General features: G+C 45.7%; 20 protein-coding genes. 18 read left to right on the forward strand and 2 right to left on the reverse strand.

The features are described 5' to 3' along the window. Positions 1–7: 7 nt before the first annotated feature. The 4 genes from J2X19_RS09725 to J2X19_RS09740 are packed head-to-tail and all read left to right on the forward strand — an operon-like array spanning position 8 to position 4,185. Entirely contained in the window at positions 8–778 is a 771-nt protein-coding gene (locus tag J2X19_RS09725) for an outer membrane lipoprotein-sorting protein (RefSeq protein WP_310372918.1), read from the forward strand. Positions 779–782: 4 nt separating this feature from the next. Next, entirely contained in the window at positions 783–2,054 is a 1,272-nt protein-coding gene (locus tag J2X19_RS09730; RefSeq protein WP_310372919.1) for a hypothetical protein, read from the forward strand. A gap of 9 nt (positions 2,055–2,063) precedes the next feature. Beyond that, a complete protein-coding gene (locus tag J2X19_RS09735) occupies positions 2,064–3,209 on the forward strand; it encodes a glycosyltransferase (RefSeq protein ID WP_310372920.1) in 1,146 nt (381 codons plus the stop codon). Continuing rightward, on the forward strand, positions 3,202–4,185 hold the full coding sequence (locus tag J2X19_RS09740; protein WP_310372922.1) for a PIG-L deacetylase family protein: 984 nt from the start codon (positions 3,202–3,204) through the stop codon (positions 4,183–4,185). Before J2X19_RS09735 ends, J2X19_RS09740 begins: the two co-directional genes overlap by 8 nt. A 207-nt stretch (positions 4,186–4,392) precedes the next feature. On the opposite strand, the gene J2X19_RS09745 is transcribed toward J2X19_RS09740, so the two are convergent. Further along, positions 4,393–5,220 (reverse strand): PEP-CTERM sorting domain-containing protein, encoded by an 828-nt coding sequence (locus tag J2X19_RS09745; protein WP_310372924.1) that lies wholly within the window; start codon positions 5,218–5,220, stop codon positions 4,393–4,395. 195 nt (positions 5,221–5,415) lie between these two features. Between J2X19_RS09745 and J2X19_RS09750 the strand changes: the two genes are divergently transcribed. After that, on the forward strand, positions 5,416–6,312 hold the full coding sequence (locus tag J2X19_RS09750; RefSeq protein WP_310372926.1) for a DMT family transporter: 897 nt from the start codon (positions 5,416–5,418) through the stop codon (positions 6,310–6,312). Here the strand turns inward: J2X19_RS09750 and J2X19_RS09755 are convergent. Then, positions 6,278–7,387 (reverse strand): nitroreductase family protein, encoded by a 1,110-nt coding sequence (locus tag J2X19_RS09755; protein WP_310374499.1) that lies wholly within the window; start codon positions 7,385–7,387, stop codon positions 6,278–6,280. The two genes, J2X19_RS09750 and J2X19_RS09755, sit on opposite strands and share 35 nt — an antisense overlap. Positions 7,388–7,468: 81 nt before the next feature. On the opposite strand from J2X19_RS09755, the gene J2X19_RS09760 reads away from it, so the two are divergent. The 13 genes from J2X19_RS09760 to J2X19_RS09820 all read left to right on the forward strand — a co-directional run bounded on the left by J2X19_RS09760 (position 7,469) and on the right by J2X19_RS09820 (position 22,769). Continuing rightward, positions 7,469–8,350, forward strand: a complete 882-nt coding sequence (locus J2X19_RS09760; protein WP_310372928.1) for a ThiF family adenylyltransferase — start codon at positions 7,469–7,471, stop codon at positions 8,348–8,350. A 173-nt stretch (positions 8,351–8,523) separates the two neighbouring features. After that, positions 8,524–9,159: an XrtA/PEP-CTERM system exopolysaccharide export protein gene (locus J2X19_RS09765; protein WP_405048664.1), complete on the forward strand. Its 636-nt coding sequence runs from the start codon at positions 8,524–8,526 to the stop codon at positions 9,157–9,159. A 64-nt stretch (positions 9,160–9,223) separates the two neighbouring features. Continuing rightward, positions 9,224–10,801, forward strand: coding sequence for an XrtA system polysaccharide chain length determinant (locus J2X19_RS09770; RefSeq protein WP_310372930.1), 1,578 nt, complete (start codon positions 9,224–9,226; stop codon positions 10,799–10,801). A 6-nt stretch (positions 10,802–10,807) separates the two neighbouring features. Further along, positions 10,808–11,740, forward strand: coding sequence for an XrtA-associated tyrosine autokinase (locus J2X19_RS09775; protein ID WP_310372931.1), 933 nt, complete (start codon positions 10,808–10,810; stop codon positions 11,738–11,740). Between the two features lie 23 nt (positions 11,741–11,763). Then, positions 11,764–13,323, forward strand: a complete 1,560-nt coding sequence (locus J2X19_RS09780; protein ID WP_310372934.1) for a TIGR03016 family PEP-CTERM system-associated outer membrane protein — start codon at positions 11,764–11,766, stop codon at positions 13,321–13,323. Positions 13,324–13,326: 3 nt separating this feature from the next. After that, the gene (locus tag J2X19_RS09785; protein ID WP_310372936.1) at positions 13,327–14,436 is read left to right on the forward strand and encodes an XrtA/PEP-CTERM system-associated ATPase; all 1,110 of its coding nucleotides are present in this window, start codon (positions 13,327–13,329) and stop codon (positions 14,434–14,436) included. Then, entirely contained in the window at positions 14,426–15,571 is a 1,146-nt protein-coding gene (gene wecB, locus J2X19_RS09790; protein ID WP_310372939.1) for a non-hydrolyzing UDP-N-acetylglucosamine 2-epimerase, read from the forward strand. Before J2X19_RS09785 ends, wecB begins: the two co-directional genes overlap by 11 nt. Positions 15,572–15,588: 17 nt before the next feature. Beyond that, a complete protein-coding gene (locus tag J2X19_RS09795; RefSeq protein ID WP_310372941.1) occupies positions 15,589–16,452 on the forward strand; it encodes an XrtA system polysaccharide deacetylase in 864 nt (287 codons plus the stop codon). Further along, positions 16,433–17,500: a FemAB family XrtA/PEP-CTERM system-associated protein gene (locus tag J2X19_RS09800; protein ID WP_405048629.1), complete on the forward strand. Its 1,068-nt coding sequence runs from the start codon at positions 16,433–16,435 to the stop codon at positions 17,498–17,500. Before J2X19_RS09795 ends, J2X19_RS09800 begins: the two co-directional genes overlap by 20 nt. A gap of 5 nt (positions 17,501–17,505) precedes the next feature. Then, positions 17,506–18,738 carry a TIGR03087 family PEP-CTERM/XrtA system glycosyltransferase gene (locus J2X19_RS09805; protein ID WP_310372945.1) on the forward strand — a complete coding sequence of 411 codons (1,233 nt, stop codon included), beginning with the start codon at positions 17,506–17,508 and terminating at the stop codon, positions 18,736–18,738. After that, a complete protein-coding gene (xrtA, locus tag J2X19_RS09810; RefSeq protein WP_310372947.1) occupies positions 18,735–20,285 on the forward strand; it encodes an exosortase A in 1,551 nt (516 codons plus the stop codon). The genes J2X19_RS09805 and xrtA overlap by 4 nt, the downstream gene beginning before the upstream one ends. A gap of 25 nt (positions 20,286–20,310) precedes the next feature. Then, entirely contained in the window at positions 20,311–21,591 is a 1,281-nt protein-coding gene (locus tag J2X19_RS09815) for a nucleotide sugar dehydrogenase (RefSeq protein ID WP_310372949.1), read from the forward strand. Continuing rightward, positions 21,579–22,769 (forward strand): TIGR03088 family PEP-CTERM/XrtA system glycosyltransferase, encoded by a 1,191-nt coding sequence (locus J2X19_RS09820; RefSeq protein WP_310372951.1) that lies wholly within the window; start codon positions 21,579–21,581, stop codon positions 22,767–22,769. Before J2X19_RS09815 ends, J2X19_RS09820 begins: the two co-directional genes overlap by 13 nt. The last annotated feature ends 4 nt before the right edge of the window (positions 22,770–22,773 follow it).

The raw sequence follows: 22,773 nt of genomic DNA on the forward strand, positions 1-22,773 counted from the left end.
CATCACCATGAAGTCTCTGTTTGTATTTTTCTTTTCTTGCATGCTGGGTTGCGGGGGTGTACATGCTGCACCCGATGCGGACGAAATCCTGGCCGCGAGTGACGCCATTCGCAATCCTGGACGGCCGTTCAGCGTGACAGTGACGCTGACTGAGTTCCAGGCCAGCAAACAAGTTGACACCAGTACCCTGGTCACCTATTCCCGTACATTGCCGCAAAGTGGCCAGTTCTCCAGCCTGATCCGGTTTGTCCTGCCGGCCCGAGATGCCGGCAAGCTGATGCTCAAGAATGGCAATGATCTTTGGTTCTACGACCCGGTGGCGAAGGCGAGTGTTCGCTTGTCGCCGCAACAGCGGCTGTTGGGGCAGGCATCGAATGGCGATGTGGCAACCGTGAACTGGGCAAAGGACTACCGCGCAACATTGTTGGGCGAAGAAGAGGTGCAGGATGGAGAGCGCCGTACCCGCAAGGCGCATAAGCTGGGTCTTACTGCGTCTGCGCCGGATGTAACGTACGCCAGCATAGAGATGTGGGTTGACGTAGAGAACAACCGGCCTATCAAGGCGCGCTTTTTCGCCGAGTCGTCGCGCCTGCTCAAGACGGCTTACTACCGCCGATTTCAGCCGCAACTTGGTGTGGAGCGGCCTACCGAGACCGTCATCATTGACGGACTGAATCCGCAATCGGTCACGCTGATGCGTTTTTCTGACTATGTTGCACGTGCCATTCCCGATACATGGCTGCAGCGAGATTATTTGCCTCGTTTCCAACCCGAGTAAGCCTATGCATTTTTTCAACCGTTCCGTCTTTTATTTTGTCTTGACTATGGCTTTGGCGCAGGCACTGCCTGCGCAGTGCGCTGACATGGATGCAGATGCACTCAGTCTCGAGAGCGCCACCGAAGTTGCGCCCGAATCTAACGGACGTACCAAGATTTTTGTCGAGGGTGCATTGGGTAATGCCAGCCAGCGATACCAGACGGATAGCAAGAATATCGGGCGGGCGTCCCTCGACTTCTCACACTCGGCGAAGCTTGGTCAAGGTTATAGCGCCGTCATCTCCGATCGCCTTGACCGTGTTTATCCAGCAGATGCTGGTGCCGACGCAACGATCAATAGTCTGCGTGAGGCCTATCTGAGTTGGCAGCCCGAAGGCAACAATACGGTCGTGGAGTTTGGCCGTATCAATCTGCGCTATGGTCCCGGCTATGGTTACAACCCGACGGACTTCTTTCGTGATGGCAGCTTGCGCAACCAGACCACAGTAAATCCATTTGCGCTACGGGAAAATCGTCTTGGCACCGTCATGTTGCGTGGCCAGCGGCTGTGGTCCGATGGAGCGTTGTCAGTAGCATATTCCCCCAAATTAGCCAGCCAACCGAGTAGCGATAGCTGGAGTCTTGACCTTGGATCTACCAATAATCGGAACCGTGGCCTGATTGCGCTCAGTACCCAGTTTTCCCAACGCGTGAGCAGCCAGGTACTGCTCTACAAGGAGCAAGATAGATCGGCGACGCTGGGAAGTAGTCTTACTGCGCTGTTGTCGGATGCTGCTGTTGCCCATCTGGAATGGTCGCGCGGCAAGGAGCAGGATCTGTTGAGCCGTGCATTGGCATTACCGGGTGCTGATGTTGCCCGAAATCGATTTACAGGTGGTGTTACCTATACGACGCTGGGCAAGCTTTCTGTTACGACCGAGTACCAGTACAACGGCTTTGCATTGAATCAGTCCGACTGGGCTGCTGTGGGGGCAATGCCTGCGAGCCAGATCGCCTATTTGCTGGAGGCTCAGCGGCTGCAGGAGCTGGTATCCCGCAAGGCCTACTTGATCTATGTGACCCAAAAAAGCTTATGGCTCAAGGATCTGGATTTGACGGCTTTTTTGCGCGTGAATGCGGGTGACCATAGTCGATTGGCTTGGGTCGAGCTGCGGCACCATTGGTCCAAATTCGACGTGGCCCTGCAGTTTCAGCAGCATATGGGGCGATCCTCCAGTGAATATGGAGTGTTGCCTGATCGCCGTGTCATACAAATGCTTGGAACCTATTATTTTTGAGGTTTGAATATGGCAACACTGCTGAGTATCTGCATGGTTTCCGACGATTTTCTGCCTGCAGCGACCGGGGTGGGTGTTCATATCAAGCTTGTGGCGTCTGAATTAGTCCGGCGTGGTCACAAAATTTCAGTCATCACCACCCGACGCAAAGATGAACCGGAAATCGAGCAATGGGAGGGAGTTACCGTCTATCGGGTGTTTACTCTCAAGGCGTATGGGTTTTACCAGGCACTACCCTCAGCCGCGACTGTGCGTGAAATCCTCAAGCGGATACAACCCGATCTTGTGCACCACCATTACGTGGGCTTCATGATGTGGCAGGTTTGTCGTGTGGCCGAATCGCTCAAGCTGCCTCAGATATCCACCTACCATTTCAGTGCGGAGGTCCTAACGCAGCCATTGCCCATGCGGCCATTCCGAGGTTTGATTCGGAAGATGATGGTGGCCTTTAATAATCGTTTTGATCTGGTCATTGCACCTTCACTCAAACTGGCACAGCAGATATCCAGGGAGGGTGTGCAAACTGAAGTACGCTTCATTACCAATCCAGTGGTATTCAAAGCCAGCGCAGATGTGGTGCCTGCTGAACGCCCATCTGGTTTCACAATTTTGTATGCTGGACGGCTTGGACCTGAGAAAAATATTCCTTATCTCATCAAGGCTTTTGCAGAGTTACAAAGGAACGTGCCGGAAGCTTTTTTGTGGATTGCCGGCCATGGGCCAGAAGGCGATGCATTGGAGGCGTTGTGTTCGCAGCTGGGCCTGGAAGATAAGGTCAAGTTCCTAGGCTTTCTTGATCATCCGACACTCGCACGTTACTACGCTGGCTGTGATGTGTTTGTGTTGCCATCTTTGATGGAGACACAAGGCTTGGTGGTGATGGAAGCTATGTGGTTTGGGCGTCCTGTCATTGTTACCAGCGCTATCGTTTCTGCAGAGGAGTTGGTTGCGCAAGGCGTCAACGGTTTTATCGTTGATCCGGATTCGGTCAATGATTTAACCCAGCGTTTGCTACTGCTGGCAGCAGAACCTGCTACCCGTGCCACGCAGGGCGAAGCAGGCCGTGAGCGTGCCAGTGCCTATCGACCGGAGTTGGTGGTGGAGGCATTGGAGGTCGCCTATCGCAATACTCTTGCAATAAGTCACCATGGATAAGCCTCGTCACACGCGCTACCAGGCTGTTTTTATCTCTCCCCATCTCGATGATGCAGTTTTTTCCTGCGGCGGGGTCATTTCCAAGCTGGTTGAGGAAGGGCCAGTGTTGGTGCTCAACTTGTTCACCCGGTACTTGTCAGGGCTGAAATTGCATGGCGCCGTTTTGGGCGATGAGCGGCATCAAGAGGAGGCGGATGCGGCCGAGTTTTTGGGATTTGAGTCGGTCAGCTTGCACGAATTGGACGCACCTTTTCGCCGCGATGCTTATCAGCGTTTGGGAAATCTGTTTCGTCCACCCGTCGCGCAAGATATGGAATGGCTGTCAACCCTACGCGAAAAGTTGTTCGCCTTGCTTGGTGAGCTGGATTTCGAACAGATTTACGTGCCGCTGGGCATAGGTTGGCACGTGGACCATGTTCTAGCGCACTTGGTTTTCGAGCCCTGGATTGATCGTAAAAAGCTGCTTTTTTATGAGGATGCCCCCTATTGCTGTATACCCCATAGCACCCGTTACCGCCTCAACGGAATTGCTCACTATGAGGGTGGCCTAGCGGATCTCAGTCTGGCACCATCCAATGCGCTAAACGCCTGGCGGCAAGCCGCTAGGGCTTATGGGCAGACTGCATTGATGAAGAACCTCCAGCCGTGGATCGTCCGCCAGTTGGCAGTCCCTGCGGTGAGTATTTATCTATATCGTCTGATGGCGCGGTATCGCAACCAAGTCACTATGGTGCCTGAGCTGACTCTTGAACCCTTGGTGGTTCAGATTGCAGATCGGTTAGGGAAAAAAATAGACGCCATGGCACTTTACAGCAGCCAATTTAACGAGTTTTTCGCGTCTCGACAGGACTGTGTAGCAACCCTACAGGCTTACGCTGACCGTGTACAGGGCATAGCTGAAGCCGCAGCCATAGAGCGGTATTGGGTGCCGGTTACCACATCGAGTCGAATAGATCGGTATGAATTGCCGGTTTGATTGATAGCTGATCGCCGTTTATCGCGATTCAGTACATTTCCTGCGTGTACCTGTTTGCTTTCATCAAGAACTGCTTTGATTCTGATCCACTTGCTACATTGGCAGGGTGAGGCATTGCTAATTAGTTGTCGCCTATCAATAGCGTCATAAACGCGCAGAGATAAAAAAAGGGCACCGAAGTGCCCTTTTTTTCAAGCAGTAAGCTGATTACTTAACTTCAGTCTTGCGGCGACGAACTGCACCCATGGCCAGCAGAGCTGCGCCGAACAATGCAATCGATGTTGGCTCAGGCACGGTACGTACGTCGCCGATTTGCAGATCGATCTCGGCTTCGCTACCGGTGAAATTGATCGTTGCGAGAATTGCGCCAACACTGGACAGATCGGCAGAACCGCCGGTACCGGTGAAGCGCAGTGCTCCGCTGCTCAGGATCGTGCCTGCTTCATTGGCTACACCGAAGAAGTCAGCAAAATCGATAGGAGTGTTGTCGGGCAGGAAGTTGTGATGGGCTTCCGACGACAGAACCAGGGTGGTCCAGTGGGTAGCATCTGTGTAGACAGTGATTGCGAAATCAAAGCCCAGATCGGATTCCTTGACCTTAATCTTGAAACCAGATCCGCTTGCAGCCAGATCCAAACCACCCAAGCCGGTAGGGTTCAAGGTTGCCAGATAGTTCGCTTCGCTACCAGTTGATACGCCTGCGACGCCGTTAACGCCGTCCCATTTCAGAATGGAGCGACCAGAAGAACCAGTTTCCGTGCTGTATTTCAACAGTCCACCGCTTACATTGGTTGTTACTTGTGCGCCGAAGCCGTCCGTGGTCAGTGCCGTGATGAACATGTCACGCTCGCCACCCAAGATGCTCGAGACGGGGCCAACAACGCTGTTGTAAACACCAGAACCATCTGCGGTCGAATCACTCAGTTGACCAACACCTTGGTTGACATCAAAGTCATCAATGACAACCGAAGCTTGAGCAGCCATCGTCATCCCTGCGATCAATGCTGTCAAAGCGAACTTTGCAAATTTTTTCATTTCGTTAACTCCTGAAAACCTGTTGAAGATCTGATTGCCAGTGAGGACAATCCCGCACCTGCCTATGGAACAAATGCACAGTCCGTGCCAGACTTCTGGTTCCTTATATAAATCAATGGCTTGCGATGGAATTTCGGTGAAATGTACCGATACTCTAGGAGTCGGTGTAAGAAATGTCGACAGTAAATTGATGCCTTGGCTGGCTTCGCTCCGTATATTATGGGGACTCATAATTTCATCCCTTATATGGTCGTAGTCCTTGTCACGCTCACCGCTACTGTGTTAATTCAGTTGGGCTACTTTCTTTGGAAGCTGTCGGCCGACGGCCAGCCAAAGATTGGAGGTGCTCCGGCATGGCAGGTGCTTTGTGCACTTGCGACCGATTGGCGCTGGATGCTGGGATTTGTCATGACGAGTTTAGGTTGGGTGCTGTTTGTGCAGGCAACCGCCATGGGCGATATCAGCTTGGTGCAGCCGCTGATGTCTGCAGGTGACTTATTGCTAGTTATTTTGGCAGTAGTCTTTCTCAAAGAGCGGTTACTGCTGGTTGAATGGGGAGGCGTCTTGATGACGGTACTGGGGGCCGTGGCACTCGCTTGGAACGCTGAGGCTTCGTACGTCACTTCATTCAATAGCATGCACCTGCAAATACTATTGGGATGCGCGATGCTTATCGGATTGACGTTGTTGCTCACCAACCGTTGGGCACTGAGGCCAGAGGTTTCGTTGGCGTTGGTTGTGGGGCTTTGCTTTGGTTCTGGTGCCGTGTTGACTAAGGCTATGACGGTTGCATATTCCGGCCCTGGACAAACTATTATGACGTGGGCTGTATTAATTGACCCCCTGTTATTGGCCGTTGTTCTGGCCAATGTATTTGGCCTGATCTTATTGCAAGCCGCTTTTCAGCGTGGTCGGGCTGCTGTGATAGTGCCTTTGCAACTTGCGATGGCCAATGCCATTACGGTGCTTGCGGGGGGGATAATCTTTAATGAGCAAATTACCCCCCTTCGTACTTTTGGAATCGTGCTGATCTTAGGGGGGACGACTTTGTTACACCTTAAGCCCTCAACAGTGTCGCAAGGTCTTGCCTGATGGAACGGCTTTTGGGTTGTTGCGACACACCGACCCGTGCGAAGAATCCAAAATCTTCGGTTTGAGATGCTTGCGCTAGATGCTCAAAGTTATTTGCTAATTTGAGAGCTAAATCAAACAACCCTGGCTCGGTGGAAAAATGGCGTCCCGCGCGAGCGTACCAGCGGAAGATTACGGGTGTCATTTGTGGCTGCAAATGAAGACCTTCGTGCGTTGCGGTTAGCCAAATTCGTTGCACGCTAGCCCCCAGATGTATCCAGTCTATAAGCTCTGCAGGTTTGCGCTTAGGGCGTACCAACAAATGGGCTGCGCAACATATCGCGGGTAACAGATCAAGTTGGATGCGAGGCGCTACGGTGCCCATGAGATACCGGTTGAAAAAATGAACACGCTCCCAGCTTTGCATGACCCACTCCATCAGGCGGGCGGTAGCGGGGTCGACGCCCACAGCCTGCTCAGGTATGCGGTCTTTGCTGTAGCGAGCACGCCATTCAATAATCTCTTTATGGACCGGATATGCCTCTGGACAGATTAGGCGAATTTTTGCGCTATGCCAAAGCAGTTTGGCTATCTGCAGGCGATCGCCGAATGATTCGAACAGTTCTACGTTGAAAGTTGGACCCGCGGCGTCGATAAGTGCCTTGCGTTGCCTGTCTGTAAGCGGAGAGGTCTTCATTGGACGGCGTTGTACCGTTCGTAGTTCGATGGACTCAAACAACGGGTCACGGACCATGTTGGGGCGACCTTCGAACCAAACATCATAGATGGGATGGCGGTCGTTGTCGGACGAAATGGTCCATTTGCTTACTAGCGCAAAACCCGATGCGGCTATCCGCATCGTTTCCAACAAGGCGCCATGGGCTATATGACTAGGGTGACCATCGTAGTCGTACAGGATATGCTCGCGCGTGTCGCTGCCGTATACCCGAACGTGTAGATCGTTCACAATCTCGAACTGCCAAGGTTGCGTGTTGTCCCCGCTCGGTGCCCAGCGAGCGAGTTCGAGAATCTGCGTCAGTGTGTCACGGCCCACGGAGGTTTCCTTGTGAATGCGCCTGCAGCGCCACAGTCGAATGTTGTCTCTCTACTACTATAACGAGATAAGAGATGACTCATTTGGACGTCCGGGCACAATACAAATTTTAGGGAGTGAACGTTGTCTATAGCTACCCCGATCACCTTCGACTATGACCGTGCTTTTTCGCGCAATGTCGGCTGGGTCACACTCGCTGAGCAGGATAGATTGCGAAAATCGCGGGTTGCGATAGCCGGGCTTGGGGGGGTCGGAGGTGGGCACTTGTTGACACTAGCAAGGCTTGGAATTAGTCAATTCACTATTAGTGACTTTGATGAGTTCGATGTGCATAACCTCAACCGCCAAGCGGGTGCATTTGTGTCGACGATGGGGCAGTCAAAGCTTGATACGTTGGCCAACATGGCTCGTGATGTCAATCCAGAGCTGGATCTGCGCCTTCTTCCCGAGGGCGTTCACGCGGGCAACATAGATGAGTTTTTGCGCGACGTAGATATCTATGTAGACAGCCTAGATTTCTTTGCGTTACCAGCTCGACGCTTGGTGTTTGCTAAATGTCGAGAAATGGGTATACCGGCATTGACAGCTGCGCCTCTGGGAATGGGCGTTGCATTTCTATACTTCCGCCCAGATGGCATGAGCTTTGAGGACTACTTTAAAGTGGAGGGCTTTGATCAGCAGGAGCAGTACGCCCGTTTCATTGCTGGCTTATCTCCAGCCATGCTTAACCGGAACTATCTAGTTGCACCTGAGGCGGTAAATTTTCAGGAAAAACGTGGCCCATCCACAATCATGGCATGTGATCTGTGTTCCGGCGTCATGGGCACTTCGGTGCTTAAGGTATTGCTGAATCGTGGGGAAATCAGGGCTGCTCCGTGGGGCATGCAATTTGACAGCTACCATCAAAAGCTTAAATTTACCTGGCGTCCCTTTGGTAATTCAAATCCCCTTCAACGGCTGCTGCTTCAATTTATTAGGCCAATTTTGCGCGGAAAATTACCTTGACAGATCAGATATTTTCGCCTCAAGGGGGTGGGTTGACGCTTTTGAGTTGTAGTGGCAACTTTGACGGTGTGATTTAGTGTGAAAAGGATGACTTTTTCGATAACGTATACATGGTGAAGTAAGTTACATTCATAGACGCGATAGGTAAAATTTAAGTTATGCACAGGGGATATATTTTGAAAAATTTCAACGCTGTTTGGGAAAAGAGCGCTCGGTGGATTCTGGCAATTGCTGCTTGTTCGTTGACGGCATGTTCCACTTTTTCCACAAAATTTCCTGCGGCACCGGCTGCTGCCGCCGCTTCCGGCTATAACTATATTATTGGGCCCGGGGATTCTCTTAATATTATTGTTTGGCGCAATCCTGAATTGTCTATGTCAGTACCGGTACGACCTGATGGAAAACTGACTACGCCGCTGGTCGATGAATTAGTCGTACAAGGGAAGACTTCAGTTGAAGTTGCTCGTGAAATTGAGGGTCTACTATCCAAATTTGTTCGTGATCCCGTTGTGACTGTCATTGTTACTGGGTTTATTGGGCCATACAGTGAACAGATTCGTGTGGTAGGGGAGGCGGCTAAACCACAAACCCTGCCCTATAAAAACAAAATGACAGTTCTGGATGTAATGATTGCAGTTGGCGGATTAACAGATTTTGCTGATGGAAATGGCGCGACTATATTGCGTACATCCGAGGGGGATAAAAGATATTCGGTTCGTCTTAAAGACTTGATTCGGCGTGGGGACGTCTCCGGGAACGTAGAAATGAGGCCGGGTGACATTTTAATTATTCCGCAAGGCTGGTTTTAATTGCTAGTGCTGCCATAAATAATATCGTCGCACGTGCTTAGTTAACATTTAATAAAATAAATCAATGGACGAGTTAATTGGTCAAATTCTAACCTTTGCCAAAGGTGCATGGAAGCATCGTTGGCTTGGTGTAATTGTTGCCTGGGTTGTTGGATTGGTTGGTGCAGGCATAGTTTTGCGTGTTCCAGATAAATATGAGGCATCTGCTCGCATTTACGTTGATACCCAATCTATCCTTAAACCTCTGATGTCTGGTCTTGCGGTACAACCCAATGTTGATCAACAAGTGGGAATGCTTAGCCGAACACTGATAACTCGACCCAATGTGGAAAAATTAATTCGCATGGCTGATCTTGATTTGGGTAATGCATCAAAAAGCGCACAAGACGGCTTAATTGAACGTCTAATGAGTACGCTTCAGATAAAAAGCACTGCACGTGATAACTTATACACACTTTCATTCCAAGATTCGAGTCCCGATAAGGCGAAGCGAGTGGTTCAATCTTTAGTTTCTATATTTGTTGAATCTAGTCTTGGTGATAGTCGAAAAGATACTGATGCTGCCAAGAAATTTATTAATGAACAAATTAAAACGTATGAAGCTAAACTCGAATCTGCAGAAGCACGGTTAAAAGAATTTAAATTGAGAAATATAGAGGTTCAAACTGCCAACGGTGGTACGGATATCGCCGGGCGGTTGGGGGAGGTGAGTGCGCAGCTTAACCAAGCAAAATTGGAGTTACGGGAGGCGGAAAATGCGCGTGATGCTGCGAAAGTTCAGCTGGAGGGAGAGAAAGCACAGAATGCTAATAATTCCTCAAAAAGCTTATTGCAAGAATCTGCCCAGTCTTTAGCAACGCCTGAAATTGATTCGAGAATTGAGGCACAGAAAAGAAATTTGGATGGCCTGTTGCAACGATTTACAGAGCAACATCCTGACGTAATTGGTGCCCGCCGCATGGTAAAAGAATTAGAGGAGCTCAAACGAAAGGAAGTCTTGCAGCTGCGAAAAACTGCGATAGCTAATCCAGTTTCTCCCGGCAATAATAGCCTAGCTGTGCAAGAATTAGGTCGTCTTTTGGCAACATCTGAAGTGCAGGTTGCTTCGCTTCGAGCTAGGGTTGCAGAATATAGTTCTCGCTATGAGCGTGCGCGTGAGTCTATGAAAACAGCCCCACAAACTGAGGCCGAGTATGCGCAGTTAAATCGAGATTATGCAATTAATAAGAAAAATTACGAAGATTTGGTAAGTCGTCGTGAATCTGCTTCTTTGTCTGGTGATTTAGAGTCCGCGGCGGGTGTGGCAGATTTTCGACTGATTGACCCACCTCGCGTTTCGCCGAAACCTGTTGCTCCTAATCGCCTGTTGTTATTGCTTCTTGCTTTGGCTGTCGCGTTGGGTGCAGGTGGTTTTGCATCATTTGCGGCAAGTCAATTGCGACCTGTATTTCACGATGCTAGAGCATTGCGCAGTGCTGTTGATCTGCCATTGTTGGGGGTGGTGACCTTGGTTATGAATGACGCAGCAAAGCGTCGTGAACATTTAGATTTGAAAAAATTCGCATTTGCCTCATGCGGATTGATTGGATTCTTTATTGTGGCTATTGGTACGTTGGCCTTTATTTCTGGACAGGTGGGTTAACATTATATGAGTAGCTTAATTGAACAAGCTACGAAGCGCTTGGAGCAGCTTCGTCGGGCAGGTGTTGATTTGGAAAATAATGCGCAACCTACATCAATTATTAAGTTGGATGACGGACTAAGTAATACCGAAGATGCTTCAGTGAAGCCGATAACTTCACCGGATTTTCCAAAAAAGACCACTTCAGTTTCTAGGAAAGTGGATTTAGATCTAGATGCAATTGCTGCTGCTGGGATAGTAAGCCCCAATGCCCCTCGTTCTCAAATAGCAGATCAGTATCGTGTTATTAAGCGACCGCTGATTACTAATGCAATGGGTCGCGGTGCTTCAACCATTGAAAATGGTAATCTTATTATGGTTACAAGTGCGTTGGCAGGCGAGGGTAAGAGTTTTTCAGCAATTAACCTGGCTATGAGCATAGCTACCGAACTAGATAACACGGTAATGCTTGTTGATGCGGATGTTGCTCGACCCTCGGTACTGAGGATGTTGGGCTTACCTGCTAGTCCTGGATTACTGGATTTATTGGTTGGTGATGTTGAGGATTTATCGAGTGTTTTACTAAAAACTAATATTGATAAGCTTACATTGCTTCCGAGTGGAACTCCTCATCTGCGTGCTACGGAGCTTCTTGCAAGTGATGCAATGAGTCAGCTTATTAAGAATATAGCAAATAGATATTCTGATCGAATTATTATATTTGATTCCCCTCCACTGCTGCTCACTACCGAATCAAGAGTTTTAGCTACCCATATGGGGCAGATAGTCATGGTGGTTCATGCTGAGAAGACGTTGCAGGCAGATGTGCAACATGCGCTTTCTTCAATTGAGGCTTGCCCTGTAAAGTTAATGGTCTTGAATCAAGCTCGAAGTGGCTCGCAAGGGGGCTATGGTGGCTACGGTGGATATGGATATGGATATGGTCAGCAAAGCACGTGACTGGTTTTACTAAAAATTTATTCATGAATAAAATGACGGCGGAGCGCATGGCTGGAAGATCTTGTATCTCTTCTATTATTTTATTATTTTTTTGCTTATCTAGTTCCCGTGCGCAAAATGATGCAGAAGCATTTAAGCCCAATACCGTATCTTCTTTGGGCCTGTCAATAGCCCCTCGTTTATATTTGGGTGAGACATGGAGTAATAATTTATCACTAAAAAGCGGTGACGGTGATTCCGGATGGATTAGTGAAATAAGTCCTGGCATTAGAGTCGACAGTAAATCTGGCCGCGTCAAGGGATATGTTGATTATTCTTTGCATCAGTATATTTATAGTGGAAATACAAAAAATTCTTTACAAAACTTACTTGCATCCTCTGCTTCTGCTGAAGTTTTAGATAATTTTGCATTTGTTGATATGTCGGCGGCGATTTCACAGCAGACAATTTCCGCATTTGGGCCGCAATCGGTAGCTTCTGGTTTGAACAATTCAAATAAGACGGAAGTTTCTACTTATAATGTTTCTCCTTATCTTCGCGGTCGATTTTTAAATAAAGCAAACTATGAGGCGAGATATGGATTCTCCTCTACACGAGCGAAAACATTGGAAAGTGCAAACACGAATCAGAGTCTTTATTCGTTGACAATGAATGGGGATGAGTTATTCGGAAAATTGCGTTGGGGTACTAGTGCGTCACGCCAAGAAAGTACACGAAATAATGGTGAAGAAACTCAAATTGATGATTTAAAAGTATCTCTTACCTATTCATTAGATAGACAATTGAGCTTTTCTGCTACGAAGGGGCGTGAGACAGCGAATTATATAGTCTCTCAAAAGCAGAGCTATGGAACATCGGGTTTTGGTGTTAATTGGTCTCCGGCGGAAACCACACGGTTGTCGTTCAATGCTGAGAATAAATTATTGGGGAGAATGCATCAATTAACTATTGAGCACCGTACTCCAAGGACGAGTTGGACCTACAGTGATTCCAAAAGTGTTTCTATATCAAATAGCAATACTTTGAATTCCACTTCAAGTACACTTTATGACTTGCTTTTCATACAATTTTCATCAATTGAGCCAGATCCAATCAAGAGGGCTCAGTTGGTTCGAGATTTTTTAAAGTCAAATGGGTTAACTTCTGATCCATCTACGGTAAATGGTTATTTAACCTCGAGTACCTCTGTTCAACGCACAAAAGATCTATCCTTCATGTTGTTGGGTATTCGGGATACAGTTAGATTCTCAATAACGAAAAGTGCTGGCCATAGTATCAATGGATCCTCTCTAAGTGTAGATGATTTTTCTAATTCTAATAATATAAGACAAAATGGATTAAGTGTAAGCTATTCCCATCGATTAACACAGGATTCTTCATTGAGTTCTCAGTATTCTTTACAAAGAATATATGGCGATGTTGTTACTCAGGGATCAAGAACAAAATCAATAAATTTAAATATATCCTCTAAGTTGTCTCAAAAGATATTTGCTACGGTGGGGGCGCGACGTGTACTGTCTTCGAGTACGGTTACGCCATATCAAGAAACTGCTGTTTTAGGCAGTTTAACTGTTCAGTTTTAGCTTATGTATGAATCATTTTATGGCTTGACCACTAAGCCTTTTCAACTTAATCCAGATCCTATTTTTTATTTTGCTAGCAAACAACATAAGAGAGCTAAAGCATATCTTGAGTATGGTGTTCTTCGAAATGAAGGGTTTATTGTAATTACGGGTGAAATAGGCGCTGGAAAAACAACTATCGTTCGTGGATTATTGGATAGTTTGGATTCTGAGAAGGTTGTTGCGGGCAATCTTGTTAGTACACAGCTAGATGCTGAAGATACACTGCGTATGGTGGGAGCTGCGTTTGGAGTACGTACTAAAGATGTATCAAAGGCGGATTTATTAATGGCCTTAGAAGCTTTTTTAGTAAGTCAAACAAGTCTCGGTAAGCGGTGTTTACTTATTATTGATGAGGCACAAAATTTAACTTCTCGTGCGGTTGAGGAGTTGCGAATGTTGTCCAATTTTCAATTTGGTAAGCAGGCATTATTGCAAAGTTTCTTGGTTGGGCAACCAGAGTTCCGGGATATTTTGCAGAATCCCCAAATGCAGCAACTTCGACAAAGAGTTATTGCTGCCTGCCACATTGGTCCGATGGACTTGGAAGAAACGCAGGGATATATAGAACATCGCTTGAAATGTGCGGGTGGGACTGGTCGTCCCAATTTTGATGCGGCCGCATTTGACGAAATTTTTAATGTGAGTGGTGGTATACCAAGACGTATAAATTCTGTATGCGATAGATTATTGCTGTTGGGTTTTTTGGAAAATAAAGACACACTTACAGCTGCTGATGTAAGTGAAGTTGCTCGTGAAATTCACGAAGAATCCGGGCCAGCTCAAAAATCCATATTCCCAGCATATTTAAATTCATTGCCTAAAAATGAGGATGTTGGATTTAATGCTGCTCAGATTCTTAATTCAAAGAAATTCAACCTAAATGAAAACTTGGATATATCTATAGTAGGTAAAATTAACGAAATTGAGACCGCGCAGCAAGAAAATCGCTTTGATCGCTTGGAGCAAAGTATGCTACGGTTAGAGAGGGTGAATTCAGAAATGTTATCTTTTTTTAAAGAGATATTTAAGCCAATTGATCAATCCATAGAAAAAAATAAAAATGTTGAATAAAATTTCATTTGGTTCTGGCCCTATTATTTGCGTAGTGGGTGCTCGACCTAATTTTATGAAAATGGCGCCTATTTTGCGAGCTCTCGCAGAACATGTACCACCTTTGCCTTTTTTGCTGGTTCATACAGGCCAACACTATGACCGTGATATGAGTGACCAGTTGTTCGACGATTTGCAACTGCCTCGTCCGGATATCAACTTAGAAGTGGGATCTGCCTCCCACGCGGTGCAGACAGCAGAGGTCATGCGGCGTTTTGAACCCATTCTTGATACGCACCAACCGCGGTGTGTCATTGTTGTGGGTGATGTCAATTCAACGCTAGCTTGTACCTTAGTGGCAGTCAAGAAGGGGATTGCTGTTGCGCATGTCGAAGCGGGCTTGCGCAGTAATGATCGTGCTATGCCTGAAGAGATTAATCGTATTTTGACAGACCAAATTGCGGATCGACTCTACACGACAGAGCGTAGTGCCGAAGACAATTTAAGACGAGAGGGTATCGGCCTCGATCGGCTGTGCTTCGTCGGTAATGTCATGATTGATTCATTGCTACATAGTCGAGCACATGCACGTAGTTTCCTGGAAACTCTGCGCTTGTCTGGTGTTGACTACAGCCTGTTTGGAGTTAGCAAGCCTTACGGTGTTGTGACCATGCATCGTCCGTCCAATGTCGATCAACCCGAGACATTGCGTGGGTTACTAGAAACTTTGGCTGAAGTTTCCAAAAGGTTACCTTTGATTTTTGCACTTCATCCACGCACGCGAGCCAATATTGAAAAATTTGAACTATCAGCCTTGATTGATTCGAGCCGGATGGTTCTTCTGCCTCCGCAAGGCTATCTTGAAATGTTAGGTTTGTTGCTTGATGCTACTGTGGTGTTGACTGATTCTGGTGGATTACAGGAAGAAACGACTGCCTTGGGTATTCCGTGTTTGACTTTGCGTGAAAATACAGAGCGACCCATTACCATAGAACAAGGTACTAATACCCTGGTTGGGGTAGATCGGAATGCGATCATTTCTGGAATTAATGAAATATTTTTGGGCAATGGAAAGCACGGAAATATTCCAGAGTTATGGGATGGTAATACCGCTAAACGTATCGTAGCTGACTTGGCTCAGTGGATGCAGTCTTAGTCTTGTAGTTATTTTTTGTGAAAAATAATACTATTTCTAATGCTCTTACTATTGACGTGGAGGATTACTTCCAGGTATCTGCATTTGCGCCATATATTGCCCGTTCTAGCTGGAAAGATTGCGAGTGTCGCGTCGAGAAAAATGTAAAAAAAATATTGGAAATATTGAGTTTCCATGAAGTTAAGGCTACTTTTTTTACTTTAGGATGGATTGCCGAACGATATCCAAAATTAGTCAAAGATATTGTGAGTGAGGGTCATGAGTTGGCGAGTCATGGATATGGGCATGAAAGAGTTAGTGATCTTTCGGAAAAAGAATTTTTTATCGATGTCGATTCATCAAAAAAAATTCTTGAAGATATTTCTGGCGTACAAGTAATAGGTTATAGAGCACCTAGCTTTTCTATTGGTGCTGGTAATTTTTGGGCATTTGAGTGTTTGGAGCGTGCTGGTTATAGATATAGCTCAAGTATCTACCCTATTAAACATGACCATTATGGTATGCCAAATTTCTCTAGATACCCTGTGCAAATAAGCGATAACTTTTTGGAAATACCGATCACAACCGTTCAATTCTTTAATAGAAATCTTCCGTCTAGCGGGGGTGGGTATTTTAGATTCTTTCCATATTCTCTGTCGAAATGGCTTTTGAATCAAATAAACAACAAGGAAAATAATCCAGCTATTTTTTATTTCCATCCTTGGGAGATCGATATTCATCAACCACGTGTGATGGGTATTAATAGAAAGACGAAATTTAGGCATTACGTCAATATCCATAAAATGGAAGATCGCTTAAATAAGCTACTAAATGATTTTCATTGGAATAGAATGGATTATGTGTTTTTGAATAAAAAATATAATGATATCTACAGTGTCTGAGCCTGCACCCGTACTGCTCGTCAAGCGACTTGTATTTGGAGATATTGCCACAGCAAAGCGTTGGGATGCTTTCGTATCTAAGTGCTCGACGGCTACTTTTTTTCATCTTGCGGGATGGCAAAACGTTATACGGAGAGTATTTCGACACGACACCTATTTCCTATACGTAGAGGTCAATGGGGAAATTGAAGGTGTTTTACCTCTGGCCCATGTAAACAGTTTTCTCTTTGGTAATTCAATCTCCAGCTTACCCTTTGCTGTTTATGGGGGATGTGCTGCGTCAAGTTCCTTAGCCGTAGATGCATTAGAAAAAGAGGCAAAAGAAATAGCTGTTCAACTTAAAGTTTCGCACTTAGAGTTCCGAAATACCGTGCGCCGGCATCAAGATTGGCCTTTGCAGGATTTATACGTTACTTTTCGAAAAGAAATATTAGGAACGGAAGAAGAGAATTTATTGGCGGTTCCACGAAAGCAGCGCGCCATGATTCGCAAAGGTATAAAAAATAGTTTGACTAGCGAAATAGACTCTGACGTACAGCGATTCTTTAGTTTATATGCGGATAATGTACACAGGCATGGAACACCCGCAATGCCAAGGTCTTATTTTCAAGCGCTAATTGATGAATTCGGCGACAGTTGTGAAATATTAACAATTTCTTCCGTTGATGGGCGACCATTGAGTAGTGTGTTTAGCTTCTATTTTCGAGATGAAGTTCTTCCATATTATGCTGGTGATGATTTGTCTGCTCGGGAATTGGCGGCAAATGATTTCAAATATTGGGAGTTGATGCGCCGAGCTTGTTTGCGTGGATTGAAAGTATTTGATTACGGGCGGAGTAAAAATGGTACCGGCTCATTTTCTTTTAAAAAAAATTGGGGGTTCGAACCGACTCCTTTGAGTTATGAATATTGCTTATATAGACGTGATGATGTTCCACAGAATAATCCGAGCAATGCTAAATATAAGTTTTTAATTAGTGCTTGGCGCTGTATGCCTATTTCTATGGCAAATGCTATTGGCCCGTTTATAGTTAGAAGCTTGGGCTAAGTATCGTGCGAAATTTACTATATCTGGTACATCGACTTCCATATCCTCCAAATAAAGGCGATAAGGTTAGATCTTACAATCTTCTTAAACATCTTTCTTCTCAATACAATATATTTCTTGGAACATTTGTCGATGATTCCGATGATTTAAAGTATGCGGATTTCGTCAAAAATTTGTGTGTTGATGCTCATATAGAAAAGTTAAATCCTTTTTTTTCAAAAATACGCAGTGTTGCGGGGCTTTTGAATAATAACTCTCTTACATTGACATATTATCGTAGTGCGTCTCTTGAGAAATGGGTGTCACATGTTGTAGAAAAAAATAATATCGATATAGCAGTGGTTTTTTCCTCGGCGATGGCTCAGTATGCATCAGATATACCGAATCTCAGATTTTTGGTGGATTTTGTAGATGTTGATTCAGCTAAATGGACTGAGTATGCTAATCGACATAGATGGCCGATGTCATGGTTGTATCGTAGGGAAGGTCGGCTTTTATTGAGGTATGAAGGTGAAATTTCTAAAAAGGCAGAGCATTCTTTTTTTGTGACTGAAAATGAGGTAAATTTATTTAAAAGCTTGTCATTTGATTTTTCCGAAGGAAAAATAAGTGCGTTAAATAACGGAGTTGATGCTGAGTATTTTTCACCGAATAAATTACGTATATCGCCATATTTATCGAGTTCGAAAGAATCCATTGGGCATTCCATTGTATTTACCGGTGCGATGGATTATTGGCCAAACATCGATGCAGTATTTTGGTTTGTGAACGAAATACTTCCGAAGTTGAGTGAGAAATATCCGCAGTTATGCTTTTATATTGTGGGTAGGAATCCGTCATCTGCTGTGCTCGATTTGGCTTCGGACACCGTTATTGTTACAGGCACTGTTTCCGATGTGAGGCCTTATTTACAGCACGCTTCGGTTGTTGTCGCTCCATTGAGAGTTGCCCGCGGAATTCAAAATAAGATTCTGGAGGCTATGGCAATGGCTCGGGCAGTAGTTGCCTCGGCAACTTGTGTTGATGCCATTAATGCAAGAGCTGATAAGGAAATCTTTGCTGCTGAGAGCGTTGATGATTTTGTTTTGAAGATTAGTATGCTGCTGGATACACCAGATTTAGCTAAAGAAATGGGACGTGCCGGTAGGCTCAAAGTCTTAGAGAGTTACAGTTGGACGGCCCACTTGATGGGAATAGATAAATACCTTGATATTCCTGAAATTCAGTACGTATTGTGAATAGAGAAGATAATTATTCCAGAGGCTGGCGTCAATCTATATTGGCGTTTGTTGCGCTTTTTATTTGTGTGTTATTTTTGTTCCGCAATACTTTTTGGGGAATGGTATCTATTTGGCTTCGCTCCGAAACTTTTACACATGGATTTTTTGTTGCCCCTATTGTATTTTGGCTTGTCTGGCGACAGCGGGAATTAATTTCTGAAAAAATTCCTCAAGTAAATTTCTGGTTCTTGATTCCTCTGCTAACAGTCATTTTTTTCTGGTCTTTGGGTGACCTTGCATTTGTGAACTCTGCCACACAATTGTGTGCGGTGGCATTATTGGTTTTGTTGGTGCCAGCCATTTTTGGATGGTCTGTGGCATCAATAATTATTTTCCCCTTGTTTTTTTTATTCTTTTCCGTGCCTCTCGGAGAGTTTCTGTTTCCTCAATTGATGGAATGGACCGCTAATTTTACGGTTTTTGCATTGCGACTTAGCGGTGTTCCTGTTTACCGTGAAGGGCTGCAATTTGTTATTCCATCCGGGAATTGGTCAGTTGTGGAAGCCTGTAGTGGAGTTCGTTATCTGATCGCTTCGTTGACGGTAGGAACCCTTTTTGCCTATCTTAACTATCAGTCGTTCCATCGCCGAGTTATTTTTGTACTGATTTCCATCATTGTTCCGATTTTTGCAAATTGGATCCGTGCTTATCTCATTGTCATGTTGGGACATTTTTCGGGAAATAAGCTTGCGGTGGGGGTCGATCATATTATTTATGGATGGTTATTTTTCGGTCTGGTCATTATTTTAATGTTCATGGTTGGAGTTCGCTGGGCTGAGCCTTCTCGTGTTCTTACAATATCTGCTGACAGAAGAAAAATCCCTCCAGAAGTCTTTTATACGATCCCTTTGATTGCATTGTCTTGTTTAACCGTTGTTATTATTTCTTTGCCGTATTTGGCTGAAAAGTTTGTATACAGTAAGAATAGTTTACATATTTCTCGTTCTGAAGCGCCGTTGATTTTGAATACAGGGTGGTCACTTACCCCGGAGTCTTCGTGCGCAGAGTTGAAGCCCATCTTTAAAAATACTTCAATTGAATTGAATAATTGTTATACCAGTAATTCTGATAATGTTGGTTTGTATATTGGTTATTATCATCGACAAAGTTATGAGAAGAAATTAGTAAGCTCTGACAATGTGCTGGTTGCAAGTAACGATCGGCATTGGGCGCCGGTCGGCTTGACAAGCGGGCAGGCTGAGGCGGGTTCTGTCCGCTTTTCAGTCAAAGCTACCGAATTACGAAATACTACCGCTGACGGGCAACTAACGGACGCTCGACTGCTTGTCTGGCAGGTCTACTGGATAAATGGAATGCTCACTAAAAGTGATTATCTGGCTAAAATTTATAGCGTGATGCAAAGACTGCTTGGCCAGAGAGACGATTCTGCCGTGATAATTTTATATACAGAAAAAAAGAATGATGGTAAATCTATTCTGTTGTTGAATAATTTTCTGAATAATAACTTTGATATCGTTGACGAATATCTGAAGAATGGGTTTTAGTTTTAATTTTGAATGAGATTTTGATATGAGTATTGTTGCAGTAATTGGCTTGGGTTATGTTGGTCTCCCTTTGGTCGTTGAGTTTGGTAAGCATTTTCGAACTATAGGTTTTGACATCTCAATTTCCAAAGTTGAATCTTGTCAAAAGGGTGTAGATCCTTCTAGGGAATTGTCGGATGAGGAGATGCGTTCGGCATCGAACGCAGTTTATACATCTGATCCGAAAATGCTGACTGAAGCAGATATTATTATTGTTGCCGTGCCAACGCCAGTTGATGCTGCGCATATTCCGGATTTTCATCCTCTCATTGGATCTAGTACCAGTGTAGGTAGAAACATGAAGAAGGGTGTGATCGTCGTATATGAGTCTACGGTTTATCCTGGTGCGACAGAAGAGGTTTGCATCCCGGTTTTGGAGCGTGAGTCCGGCATGAAATGGAAGCAGGATTTTTTTGTGGGCTACTCACCTGAACGTATAAATCCTGGTGATAAAGAGCATACGCTTACCAAGATTCTAAAGGTTGTTTCAGGTGATACTCCGATTACTTTGGAGAAAGTAGCTGAGCTTTACGAGAAAATTATTATTCCTGGTGTTCATCGTGCATCTTCAATTAAAGCAGCCGAGGCTGCCAAGGTTATTGAGAATACGCAGCGTGATTTGAATATTGCACTCATGAATGAGCTGGCAATTATTTTTGATAAAATTGGGATTGATACTACCGAAGTATTGGAGGCGGCTGGAACAAAATGGAACTTTTTAAAGTTCAAGCCAGGATTGGTTGGTGGACATTGCATTGGTGTGGATCCTTATTATCTTACCCATAAAGCTGCTATGTTGGGTTATCAGCCAGAGGTTATTTTGGCGGGTCGTCGAATTAATGATAGTATGGGTAAATTTATTGCCGAGCAAACTATCAAACATATGATTTCTGCGGGTAGCTATATTAAGGGGGCTCGCGTTAATATACTTGGGTTGACGTTTAAGGAGAATTGTGGGGATTTGCGTAACTCTAAAGTCATTGATATTATCAATGAATTGAAATCCTATGGCGTTGAGATTTTTGTAACTGATCCGCAGGCAGAGGCCGAGGAGGCCATGCATGAATACGGCGTTCGATTGTTGTCGTGGGATGATTTACCTCGCGCTGATGCCATCGTCGCTGCAGTTGCGCATAAAGAGTATTCCGAACTTTCCGTAGAGGATTTTGGAAAAAAATTAATTAAGGGTGGTGCTTTTATCGATGTTAAATCGGCATTTGATGGCGCTGCAATACAGGCCGCCGGCTATAAATTGTGGCGACTGTGACGGATAAGCGTCCTTTGGTGCTGCATGTTGTGTATCGATTTGATACCGGCGGGCTGGAAAATGGAGTTGTAAATCTGATTAATCACATGCCGATAAATGCTTATCGGCATGTGATTTTGGCTTTGACAGAGGTTACTGATTTTCGCCATAGAATTACTAGGGGTGATGTGGATTTTTTTGCACTGAATAAATCCCCGGGCCATGCTTTTAAGTTGTATCCCCAGTTGTTTCGTATTTTCAGAAAACTGCGTCCGGATATTGTCCATACTCGTAATCTTGCCGCTTTGGAGGTTGTCGTTCCTGCTTGGTTTGCGGGTGTTCGTGTTCGGATTCACGGTGAGCATGGCCGTGATGTTGGTGATTTAGACGGTAGTAATCGGAAATTTCAATGGATACGTCGTATTTACAGTCCATTTGTTAACCATTACTTGGCTTTATCTCGGGATCTAGCCTGTTACTTGGTGGAGAGGGTGAAAATATCGCCCGCCAAGGTGACCCAGGTTTACAACGGTGTTGATCTGGCTCTGTTCTCTCCGTCGCAGGGGCGGCGTTATTTGACTGTCGTTGGATGTCCATTCGTTGGTCCTGATTTGTGGATTGCAGGTACGGTGGGGCGCATGCAAACAGTGAAGGACCAAGTCACATTGGCGTATGCCTTTGTTCGCGTTCTGGAAAAGGCTCCGGTGCTCAGGTCCCGCTTGCGTCTTGTTCTGGTGGGCGATGGCGACTTGCGTGCTCAATGTCAGGCTGTACTGGATGCTGCTGGCGTATCTGATCTTGCGTGGTTACCAGGGGAGCGCAGCGATGTTCCTGACATTATGCGAAGCTTGGATTGCTTTGTGCTTCCATCTTTGGCTGAAGGCATTTCTAATACTATTTTGGAGGCCATGGCCAGTGGTCTTCCTGTGGTCGCGACCGATGTTGGGGGGAATGCCGATTTGGTCGTTCATGGGATTACCGGGCACATCGTCCCGGCGGCCAATGTTGAAGCCATGGCCTTAAGTTTGCTGCAGTTGGCTTCTGAACCAGAACTCGCCCGATCCATGGGCCTTGCAGGCCGTTTGCGTGTTTTCGAAAAATTTAGTCTGCAAGCGATGGTTGGTACTTACCAAGGCTTGTACGATCAGCTGCTGCGCCCTGTGTTGGGCAATTTGCAATTACCTCCAACAACCAGATAAATAC

The sequence above is a fragment of the Rhodoferax ferrireducens genome (assembly GCF_031458075.1).
Lineage (GTDB): Bacteria > Pseudomonadota > Gammaproteobacteria > Burkholderiales > Burkholderiaceae_C > Rhodoferax_B > Rhodoferax_B ferrireducens_A.